Source organism: Haloferax profundi, assembly GCF_001469865.1.
In the GTDB taxonomy this organism is placed as follows: domain Archaea; phylum Halobacteriota; class Halobacteria; order Halobacteriales; family Haloferacaceae; genus Haloferax; species Haloferax profundi.
Genome location: NZ_LOPV01000221.1, coordinates 1 through 10524 on the forward strand (window position 1 = coordinate 1; position 10524 = coordinate 10524).

At 60.5% G+C, this 10524-nt stretch carries 12 protein-coding genes and 1 pseudogene; 5 read left to right on the top strand and 8 right to left on the bottom strand.

Annotated elements, in window-relative coordinates; genetic code table 11:
* The coding region (locus tag AUR66_RS11150) for a pyridoxal-phosphate dependent enzyme (RefSeq protein ID WP_157533075.1) at positions 1-637 on the top strand (637 nt) is incomplete at its 5' end.
* 98 nt (positions 638-735) lie between these two features.
* Here the strand turns inward: AUR66_RS11150 and AUR66_RS11155 are convergent.
* The 6 genes from AUR66_RS11155 to AUR66_RS11180 form a co-directional block, all read right to left on the bottom strand.
* The gene (locus tag AUR66_RS11155; protein WP_058572494.1) at positions 736-1212 is read right to left on the bottom strand and encodes a YbaK/EbsC family protein; all 477 of its coding nucleotides are present in this window, start codon (positions 1210-1212) and stop codon (positions 736-738) included.
* Between the two features lie 98 nt (positions 1213-1310).
* Positions 1311-2426 carry an aminotransferase class V-fold PLP-dependent enzyme gene (locus AUR66_RS11160; RefSeq protein WP_058572485.1) on the bottom strand — a complete coding sequence of 372 codons (1116 nt, stop codon included), beginning with the start codon at positions 2424-2426 and terminating at the stop codon, positions 1311-1313.
* Positions 2423-3766 (bottom strand): M20 family metallopeptidase, encoded by a 1344-nt coding sequence (locus tag AUR66_RS11165; protein WP_058572486.1) that lies wholly within the window; start codon positions 3764-3766, stop codon positions 2423-2425. Before AUR66_RS11165 ends, AUR66_RS11160 begins: the two co-directional genes overlap by 4 nt.
* Before the next feature lie 149 nt (positions 3767-3915).
* The gene (locus AUR66_RS11170; RefSeq protein ID WP_058572487.1) at positions 3916-4410 is read right to left on the bottom strand and encodes a type IV pilin; all 495 of its coding nucleotides are present in this window, start codon (positions 4408-4410) and stop codon (positions 3916-3918) included.
* Positions 4411-4641: 231 nt separating this feature from the next.
* Positions 4642-5070 (bottom strand): type IV pilin, encoded by a 429-nt coding sequence (locus AUR66_RS11175; RefSeq protein WP_058572488.1) that lies wholly within the window; start codon positions 5068-5070, stop codon positions 4642-4644.
* Positions 5071-5393: 323 nt separating this feature from the next.
* Positions 5394-5879, bottom strand: a complete 486-nt coding sequence (locus tag AUR66_RS11180; RefSeq protein WP_058572489.1) for an SRPBCC domain-containing protein — start codon at positions 5877-5879, stop codon at positions 5394-5396.
* Between the two features lie 984 nt (positions 5880-6863).
* On the opposite strand from AUR66_RS11180, the gene tnpA reads away from it, so the two are divergent.
* Positions 6864-7295, top strand: a complete 432-nt coding sequence (gene tnpA, locus AUR66_RS11185; protein WP_058572490.1) for an IS200/IS605 family transposase — start codon at positions 6864-6866, stop codon at positions 7293-7295.
* The gene (locus AUR66_RS11190; protein WP_058572491.1) at positions 7292-8566 is read left to right on the top strand and encodes an RNA-guided endonuclease InsQ/TnpB family protein; all 1275 of its coding nucleotides are present in this window, start codon (positions 7292-7294) and stop codon (positions 8564-8566) included. Before tnpA ends, AUR66_RS11190 begins: the two co-directional genes overlap by 4 nt.
* Before the next feature lie 47 nt (positions 8567-8613).
* On the opposite strand, the gene AUR66_RS11195 is transcribed toward AUR66_RS11190, so the two are convergent.
* Positions 8614-8982, bottom strand: coding sequence for a hypothetical protein (locus AUR66_RS11195; protein ID WP_058572492.1), 369 nt, complete (start codon positions 8980-8982; stop codon positions 8614-8616).
* A 136-nt stretch (positions 8983-9118) separates the two neighbouring features.
* Between AUR66_RS11195 and AUR66_RS11200 the strand changes: the two genes are divergently transcribed.
* Both AUR66_RS11200 and AUR66_RS11205 read left to right on the top strand, forming a co-directional pair.
* Complete coding sequence (locus AUR66_RS11200) at positions 9119-9538, top strand: VOC family protein (RefSeq protein ID WP_058572493.1); 420 nt, start codon at positions 9119-9121, stop codon at positions 9536-9538.
* A gap of 111 nt (positions 9539-9649) precedes the next feature.
* A complete protein-coding gene (locus AUR66_RS11205; RefSeq protein WP_058572495.1) occupies positions 9650-10255 on the top strand; it encodes a hypothetical protein in 606 nt (201 codons plus the stop codon).
* Positions 10256-10331: 76 nt separating this feature from the next.
* Here AUR66_RS11205 and AUR66_RS21955 read toward each other — a convergent pair.
* Positions 10332-10524 (bottom strand): annotated as a pseudogene (locus AUR66_RS21955) (CPBP family intramembrane glutamate endopeptidase); the annotation flags it as partial.

Below are 10524 nucleotides of genomic sequence, written 5' to 3' on the forward strand. Positions count from 1 at the left end.
CTTTCTCAACTCTGACGTCCCCCTCCGCGTCGAGGGACAGAAGACCACCGCACTCGAAATCTGTGAGGCCTTCGCTCCCGACGTTCCAGACGCTATCGTGCTGCCAGTGAGTAGCGGTGGCCACGCCAGCGGTGTGTGGAAAGCCCTTCGAGAACTCCACGAGGCGGGTGCGATAGCCGACGTTCCGGAACTCTACTTCGTGCAGGCCGCCGCCTGTGCCCCCATCGCCGAGGCGTTCGACGCGGACGCTGACGAGGTGACGAGTGTCGTCGCCGGCGAGACGATTGCCTACTCGATTGCGAACGCGGACCCGCCGAGTGGGAACAGAGCACTCCGCGCCGCACGTGAGACCAGCGGTGCGGTCATCGCCGTCTCCGACGACGAGATTCGCGCCGCACAGCACGCTTTGGCGGCCGATGCCGGCATTACCGTCGAAACGTCCTCGGCGACAGCACTCGCTGGAACCAAACGATTGGTCGAACGGGGGACCATCGGCTCATCTGACCACGTCGCTGCCGTTCTGACTGGCACAGGTTTGAAAGAAGCGTCTGCGGCAGGTTCACCGACGAGCGCCGACCACGTCGAACTGCCTTCGCTCGGCGAGTACCTGGTCGAGTTCGCGAGCACCGCCGACTGAACTGTCGCCGATGGGGTGTCGCGGACGACTGGCTTTCGTACCGGAGTTTCGGTGGCCAGAACAGCGGACATGGTGGTGTCCGTTTCGGACCGTGGCGTTCACTCGAACACGTCGACGACGCGCGGGTTCGACAGTGTTCGCAGGTCGTCCGGAGTCAGCCTGAAGACGGCCTCGGGCGTTCCTGCTGCGGCCCAAATCTCTCCGAACGTGTCGAACGTCGGGTCCGCGAGAACCGGGCAGTCTGACGTGTGACACGCCGGAGGGACGCCACCGATACTCCATCCGGTCGCCGCTTTGACCTCCGACGCGTTCGCACTCCGGACGGCGCTCGGGTCGGCTTCGAACTCGGCCGCTAACTTCGCTTCGTCGACGCGGTTCGCGCCACTCGTGAGGACGACAACTGTCTCGTCGCCGACGCGCATCACGATGCTCTTGACGATTTGTGCGACGTCGCACCCGATTGCGTCCGCCGCGTCGGCCGCCGTCTTCGTCCCTTCGGGAAACTCTTCGACGACGGCGTCGAAATCGTATTCGTCTCTCAGTTGGTCAGCGAACGTCTGCGCCGTGGGATGCATACTCACGGCTTCTGCGTCTTCCATTATGAACGTTCGCCGACGAGGAGAACTGTGCCGCGGACACCGGGTGAAGTGACGGCACCTGACCTGCGAGGAAGTTACCAGTGACCGTTGAGTCCCGCGAGCAACGCCTCTACGTCGGATTCGTCGTTGAATGCGTGGAACGATGCTCGAACAGCGTCGGGTTCCGGAATCGTTCGAACGACGACGCCGTCCGCCGCGAGTCGTTCGACGGCCAACTCGGAGTCGTCGACAGTAAACGAGACCAACCCCGTTTCTGGGTCGGGTGGGCTGACGAGTCTCCCTTCGGGGACGGCGTCGACGAACTGCGCCGTCAACGCCGAAATCTGTCGTTCGATGCGGTCGAAGCCAATCTCGCGATTGAGGTCCATCGCCTCACGGAGTGCGACGTGCGGCGCGGGGTTCGTGGTCCCGATTTCGAAGCGCTTGGCACCGGGTTCGAACTCCATGGTGTCACTCGTCGGTTCTTTCACACCGCGATAGCCGACTGCGTGTGGTTCGAGCGACTCGGCTAGCTCTCTCCTGACGTACAGATAGCCAGCACCCCACGGGCCGAGAAGCCACTTGTGGCCGGCGGCGGCGACGACGTCTGCGCCCCACTCGTGTACGTCGACGGGGAACTGACCGATTGCTTGGACGGCGTCGACGAGCGAGAGTGCCCCCGCTTCGCGGGCGATATCTGCGAGTTCGCGGACCGGAAGTCGCGTCCCGTAGTTCCACGTCACGGCGCTGAAACACACGAGGTCTGCACCCTGGACCGCCTCGGTGTACTGGTCCATATCGAGTCGGCCGTCTTCGCTCTCGACGACGCGCACTTCGACACCTTCCTGCTTGAGACGACGCCACGGGAGGATTCCGGCGGGGTGTTCGAGGTCAGTTCTGACGACTACGTCGCCGGGTTCCCAGTCGAGCGTCGTCGCGAGACGGTTGATTCCGTCGGTCGTACTCTGTGTGAGCGTGATTTCTTCCGTCTCGGCCCCGACGAACGCGGCGACGTCCTCTCGAACCTCCTCGTAGGCGTCGAACGCGGTCGGATATGGCCCGTCTTCAGATGGCGAGACGTACTCGTGGTATTCGAGGAACTGGGTCGCCCGGTCGACGACGCGTTTTGGACTCGGGCCGTGGGCACCGGTGTTCAGATAGACTGTCTCGTCGAGGGCGGGGATAGACGCACGGAGTTCCGCTGGAGTCATGGAGAATCGTCACCTGATTTGGAACCGCAGGGGATAATAGTGTTTAGCATTCCCACATCTGTGGAATCGAACGTCCCGGTACCGGTGTCGAGTTGACAGACGAGTTCGCCCGGCAGTCGGGCGTACACTTCTGCGTTCCCCGCGAGTGCATCGACGGTCGTGAACTCGTCGACTGCGTGGACCGTGTTCGTCCCGAGGCCGAACTCCACGGTGGGGATACCGGTGTTTCGCAATCGTTTCGCGTCGCCGCCGCCGGTGGCACTTCGACGGTAGACTCGGTCGCCGGTGACGTCGCCGGCGACGGCCGAGACGGCGTTCGCAAGCGGGCCGTCGGGGTCTTCGAACGTGCCGATAGACCAACTCACGTCACCAATCTCCACGTCGTCGTGGGTCGAGACGACGTCACGGACCGTGTCGAGGACGCGAGGCGTATCCACACCCGCCGTCAGGCGAATATCGAGGTGTGCTTCGGCGACGTCGGGAACCACGTTCACTTTCTCCCCGCCCGCGACGACGCCGAGGTTCACCGAGGGTCGCTCGAACAACTCACGAGACACCGCGGCACCGAACGTGGGTTCGTAATACTTCACGGATTCGTCGACGATGGCTCGGACGACCGGCGGGAGGTCGAACTGCATCTCGTGGAGCGAAGACTCGATGTCGTCGATGGCGTGACAGAGACAGCGAATCGCGTTGGTTCCGAGCATCGGTCGAGACCCGTGCGCAGACTGTCCGGACGCCTGGAGCGTCAACCAGATGCTGCCACGGTCTGCGACCGTCGTCGAGTACCGACCGTCTTCACACGTCGTCTCGCCGATGACGCAGGCGTCTGCTTCGAGTGGGTACTGGTCGAGGAGCGTCGGAAGTCCCGCGTCGCCTGCGACTTCTTCGTCGCTCACGAGGGCGAAGACGATGGTCGATTCGGGGACGGTGTCGGTTTCGACGTAGGCTTTCGCGACGGCGAGCATCGCCGCGACTGCACCTTTCATGTCGGTCGCTCCTCGCCCGTAGATTCGGTCGCCGTCACGCTCACCGAGTGGGTCGTACGTCCACTCGTCGGCGTCGAACGGGACCGTATCGAGGTGCCCCTGGAGGAGGAGTGTCTGGTCAGTGGAACCGGGGAGTGTCGCGACCAAGTTCGGTTTCTCGGGGTCGGAGACGACTCGTTCCGTCTCGATGCCGAGGTCCGAAAAGAACGACTCGACACAGTCGACGACCGCTCGCGTGTCACCCGGCGGGTTCTGCGTGTCGTACCCGACGAGTGTGAGTGCGAGGTCTGCAATCTCCTCGCGATGCGCACGCAAATACGTGACCGCCGGCGTGGTGTCGGATGTCGACATGTAGTCTCTGGGTGGATGGTACGAACCGACACTGGATAAGTTTGTTCTCCATATGCAATACTGTAGAACGAGGTAGCTCGTCGGTGTGTCGATGGTCGAAAATGGGACGGACGGTACCGACCCGTCCATTCACGGGTCAGTCGTCGTGTCTAGGCGCGTGGGCCGGTCCACTTCTGCAGGGTCGCAGACGACGACCCAGCGTCGGAGGTCCAGACGATGCGGAAGGTGCCTGCGCCAAGGTCGTCGCCGGCAGTGTCTGCGAGGACGGTCACGGTGGTTCCGGCGGCGATGTCGTCACTCGATGCGACCGACGAGAAGTTGCCAAACTCGTGGGCGTCACGTTTTACGTATCCCGGGGAAACAGTGTCGGCATCGAACCCAACCGTACTCGAAACAGTGAGTTGAGTCGCCGGGATTCCATCCCCACTCTCGTGGGTGATGCTCAACTCGTCACCGTTGACGCTGTCGTTCGTGTACTCGAAGCTGAAACTCGCCTGCGGGGCGGTGTCACCGACCTGGTCGCCGAGGCCGAGGACGAAGGTGCCGATGACGGCGGCGAGGATGACGGTGATGGCGACCATGAGGATGACGCCGATGACCGGTGACACTGCACGTGACTCTGTGAGGAATTTTCTGATATCCATTGGTGTTCTCCTAGGCAAACCGGCCGACAGCAGGCGAATCGAAAATACTGTTCACCGTTCTGAGCGCTTGTATCCGGTACCTATGGGATATCCTGATGTTCTGTAAGATAATAAATTCATATTGCCAATCACGTTCGCGTCTCGGCGACGTATCCCTCTCAGTTCACTGGACGAGGCTGTCGTTCAGTGGTCGAAAAACGAAAGATGGGGGGCCAGAAGGTCGTCAGCGGTTCAGTTGTTGTAGGTGTACTTCTGTAGGGTCGCAGAGTTGGCACCCGACTCGGAGGTCCAGACGATGCGGACGGTGTCGCCGGAGTCGAGGACACCGGTGTCGACCTCGAAGGTGTCACCTGCGTTGATTAGGTCGTCACCACCGTCGAATGGCGTCACAGTGGCACCGGGCGCAGACGAGACGATGATGCTCAGGTCTTCGGTGGCGATTCCGTCACCGCTCTCGTGGGTGATGGTCACGTTATCCGTGTCGGAATCGTACTCGAAGCTGAAACTCGCTTGCGGAGCGGTGTCACCGACCTGGTCGCCGAGGCCGAGGACGAAGGTGCCGATGACGGCGGCGAGGATGACGGTGATGGCGACCATGAGGATGACGCCGATGACTGGGGAGACTGCACGGGACTCGCTGAGGAATTTCTTGATATCCATTGTTCTATTCAGGACCGGTCTCGGAGCCCACATCGTGCCCCCGTATACGGGACTTCGAGCGGCTTCTCAGGCCGATTCCTGTTGGAATACCATACGTTCTGTCTATATTTAATTTCACGTAAAATAACGGGTTTATTCCACTGGTTTAGATGCGGTTAGCGGCAGTATAACTGAAGAATTCGGCACTTTAACCGAGTGTGCCATTTGTGTACTAGACGGGAAAAGAATACGAAAATACTGTTCGACGAACCTTCTGGAGACACCCAGTTACTGCGGACATGGTGGTGTTGGTTCGGGCGGCCGCCAGCGTCTCGATAGTGCGGTCAGATTTCGGCAGCTTCGTCGGGGCTGTCTTCGGCGCCAGCGGTGGTTCGAGCCGCGCTCATCGACTCTGCGCGAGTCTTCAGCGCCTGGTTCACCGCGTGGAAGTTCCGTTCTGTATCGTCACCGACCAGGCGGATAATCGGCCAGACGAGGGTGCCGGTGAACGTCTCTGCTTGCGTCAGTCGGGAGCGACCGTGGCCGAGGTCTTCGACGACGAACCGGTGTTCACCGTCGAACAAGCCTCGAACGAACAGGTGGCCACGCCACCGGAGTTCTCTATCCTCATCTCGGAGGACTGTCGGTTTGAACGTGGGCATTCGAGCGGCCTGTGGACCGGGTGCGACAGCGAGAGTCTTGCCCGCGACTGCCTCGCCTTCGATATGGGTGTACTCGTTCCACTCGGGATACTGTTCGAAATCGGCGAGTACCTGCCAGATGGTCTCTGCAGGCGCGTCGATGTCGATAGAAGTCGTCAGTTCGTCCATGACGCTACAACGCCGAGTGAGGAGATCAGCGCGGTTTCTGTACTGAAAACGAACATATCCTGTGTGGCCTTCCCAGTGACGTAATCATACAGACGGACTCGTATTTGACGACCGTGTGGGCGACTGAGGTTTGGAACGTCCACGAACAGAGTTGTCGGACGTCGGTCGGTACACCCACGGGGAATTCGGGGCTGTTCCTACACCCTTGTTGGTTTATATTGGCCTGTGAATCAGTCGCTACACCCCCGGCTTTCAAGGGTGTACAGGGACGCCGATTTCCCGCAAGGGTGTACTCGTTTGGTGGGGGCAGCACGGGTGTAGCCGGTTGCTTGGTCTGCCATCGCTCCCCCAATTCCCGCTGCCGTCGTGATGCCGATATTCGGCTGTAAGCACGCCTCTCTCTTGAATTTCGCAGATTTGCTCCGAGCGGGTTGGTACACAATCGATCCCATATCATCTTCGATGTTGTATTCATTCATCGCCAATTCTCCAGTACACCCCATTGTTGGTGGGGTGTATCGCCTGATTTGTGACCATTCTCAGAGGTGTTTTTTAGGTAGTTGTACCCCTTTTTTGTCACTGTCGCCGACTCACAACACCCACGTGTGATTCGACACAAGACACTCTCAGTCGAGCGTTTGATGGACTTGAATCGATGGTTCGATGCCACCCCCAACCAGGTGTGCGACTGTCGGACTGGTGTTCGCCTGCGATGGCTGCCGGATAGCCAGTGAATTATTTGCTCTTCTTACGGGGATTTTCAGGGGTGTACTCGACTTGAAACACGAGTGTCTGTGATGGAGCCACGGTTTCGGAACTCATCAATGACACTGACCACAGTTCGGGAATCACGAAAAATTCGAGGCGAAAGCCTCGCCCATCAGGACGGGGATGAAGCCGACCAACAGTATTCAACCGCTGACGATGGTACAGACGGGGTTCCAACGCAATCTTTAATCCGCCAGACTGTGATAGTATACATAGATGGTAAAGAGTACCCGTCACGCGAAATACGAACTCTACTACCACATAGTGTTCGTACCGAAACCGGGCGGAATAGAAGATTCCGCTGACCTCGCGGAACAGGGTTCCGCTCAGTATCGGCGTTCGCACCTGACGGGGGAGACGAAGGAACGTCTCGAAACCATCTTCGCGGAAATCTGTGAAGACAAAGACCTCGAACTGGCCGAGTGCGAGGTCATGCCCGACCACGTACACCTGTTCATCGGGAGTCCACCGAAGAACGCCCCGTCCCTCATCGTCAACTGGGTCAAGGGCATCTCGGCGCGGAAGTATAACCAGCGGTACGACGACCGCGTGAAGTGGACTCGTTCGTACTACGTCGGAACAGCGGGAAATGCATCGAAGGGCGCTGTAGAACGCTACATCGCTGAACAGGAGGACGACGACGAATGAAGCGCGTCAACACCTTCGAGGTGGTTCCACAGTCTGAGACCGACAAAGAGTGCCTCCTACGGCTACTCGATGCTTCGGCCTCTCTGTGGAACGAACTGACTTACGAGCGCCGTCAGAACTTCTTCAGTGACGGTGACGTGTGGGACACCTCCGAATACCGAGGACGCTACAACGGTGTCGTCGGGAGTGCGACCGTTCAACAGGTCACGCGCAAGAACAGCGAAGCGTGGCGGTCGTTCTTCGCCCTCAAGGAGAAAGGCGAGTACGCCAACCCACCGTCGTACTGGGGAAACGAAGAAGACGGACGCGAACTCCGCACCCACATCCGCAACAACCAGTACACGATTCGGTGGGGCAGGTGGTCGCGTCTCGAAATCCCGGTCGGGCAAGAACTGAAAGACGAATACGGACTCGGCTACTACGAACGACTCCGCCTCGAAGTCAGAGGCAACCCGAAGTGGGACGGCAAACAGGGCCGTCTGGAACTTGAGTACGACGAGGTTAGCGACACGTTCAGGGCTTTCCAACCAGTCACCGTACTTGATTCTCGACTGGATTCACCACTGGCTTCTCACGAAGCCGCCCTCGACGTTGGCGCGAACAATCTCGTCGCTTGTTCCACGACCACTGGGAACCAGTATCTCTACGATGGTCGGGAGTTGTTCGGACGGTTCCGCGAGACAACCGACGAAATCGCCCGCCTTCAGTCGAAACTCCGAGAGGGACGCTACAGTTCCAAGCGGATTCGACGACTGTACCGACAGCGGACGAAACGCCGTGACCACGCACAGAACGCGCTGGTGCGCGACCTCGTTGAACGGCTGTACGACGAGGGCGTGGCGACGGTGTACGTGGGCGATTTGACCGACGTGCTGGAAGCGCACTGGTCGGTCAGGGTGAACGAGAAGACGCACAACTTCTGGGCGTTCAAGAAGTTCATCCACCGTCTCGCGTGTGTCTGTGAGGAGTACGGCATCTCCCTCGAGGTCGAGTCGGAAGCGTGGACGAGTCAGACGTGTCCAGAATGTGGCGACCACGAGGAGACGGTTCGCCACGGGGATACGCTGACGTGTCCGTGTGGCTTCGAAGGGCACGCCGACCTCACGGCGTCAGAGACGTTCCTTCGCGAAATCAACGATTGCGAAATCAGGCCGATGGCACGGTCCGTGCGATTCGAGTGGGACGACCACGACTGGTCGGGGAAACCACACCCTCATGAAAGTCCCAAAGACGTGCGCACAAACCCGCAAGTTGCCTCCGTGGGTCGGTAGGCGAACCTTCAACGGAGGAATCCTCGCGCTTTAGCGCGGGGTGGATGTCAATGTGGTGCGTGCCAGAACTTAGGCGTCGCCTCGAAGTCTATCTCGGCGTCGGAAGGCGCGTGTTCGTAGAGTGCGTCGTGGACTGCTTCGTACCCTGCGCGTGCCCCCTCTTGTGCGAGTTCGGGGTGGTCGCGCGTGTCGAAGACGATGTTCCACTGCCCGTTCGAGAGGTGCAACCCGAGGATGTACTTCCCGCGAACGTTCACGAGGAGTTGATACGCGTGGGGGATGGTCTCGTCGTCGCGTTCGAGGTTGTATCCGCGGACCGCAATCGCTTGCTGGACTGCCTCCTGTGCTTCGAGTTCCTCCACGAACGACGCGGGAACGGCCGTCGGTGGGAGTGACTCGACGAGTTTTTCGCTCACGTTCGTACCTCCGTGTGCCGTAATCCGCTCGGTTCCATCGTACCGTATATGGACGGTTCAGACGGTATAGGATACACGGTCTCGTCTCGTTGCGTCGAACGAAGCGACTTTGCACGTCTGCGTCTGCACACGAACCATGACGACGCCTACTGCACACCACCTCGGCCTCACCGTCAGCGACCTCGACTCGGCAGTGACGTTCTACCGCGACGTGCTCGGCGTGTCGGTCCTCGACCGTTTCGAAGTGGGTGGCGAGGCGTTTTCGACCGCCGTCGGTATCGAGAACGCCACCGGCCGGTTCGCCCACCTCGACGGCGGAGACGCCCGTATCGAACTCGTCGAGTACGACCCGGAGGGTGACTCCCGTGACGACGCGACCCTCGACCAACCTGGTGCGACGCACCTCGGCCTCGCTGTCGACGACGTCGACGCCATCGTCGAGGGCCTGCCTTCGAACGTCGAGACACTCAGTGACCCTCAGACGACCGAAAGCGGCACGCGAATCGTCTTCCTTCGCGACCCCGAGGGGAACCTCGTCGAACTGCTCGAGGTCTGACCCCCCGAGACGGTGCCCGTCTCGTCCGGTCCCCAGAGAGGAAGCCCCAAGTCCCCGACAGTCGAACTGTGACTCAGATGATGGCACGACGACGTGACGGAGGCCCGGTTCGTGGGCCGTAGAGACACGCTCGAAGCGGACGTGTTCCAACCGCTGTGGGCCGCCGGATGGCAGTGGGTGTGGATCGTCGCCGGTGGACTGTTCCTCGGTGGGTATCTCCTCCTCGAATTCGGTCACGTGCTTCAGGGTGGTGGGGTTATCGCCGGGAGTTCGGCCCTCGCAGCACTCGGTATCTGGTACGTCAACACCAACGCCGAGTCGGTTCTCCAGTCAGGAATCGAGATGGGACAGTCCGCCGTCCTCGACATCGCCGGTGTGGGCGACGGCGACGCAGTCTCGTCGATAGCCACAGAAGGACGCGGACTCGCGTTGGTCGACCCGGCGCGGGAGTATCACCTGACGACGCTCGTCGTCGGCGACGAAGCGTTCGTCGTCCACGACGACACGACGGTCAGTCTCGCACACCGATACTACGCCGTCGGCGACGACACGCGCGTCTACGAGTACGAGGCGCTCGAATCGGTCGCGTTCGACGACGGCGAACTCACCCTCACACTCCGCGACGGTTCGACCGAATCCTACACGCTCGCACGCGAACCAACAGACGTGCTATCCGCCCTTCGAACGCGACTCCCGGCAGTCGAACACAGAGAGTAATCTCGGTCTCTCACTGCGTCGACGACCTGATTCGGACGGTCGATTGTCGGCGTTGGGCGGGTGTTCTTCACTGGCATCAGTCCTCGAATTGGCCAGAAGTGTGTTGGGGTTCGACGCGCCCCGAAGAGAGGTGGATTCCGACGACGGCGACGACGATGGCGACGACAGCCCACGTGATGACCGCGTGTGAGACGTACATCGACACGAGTGACTCCCAGTTGACCACGTCGCGGACGATGACCAGGTCGACGTCGAGGGGGACGCGCCCT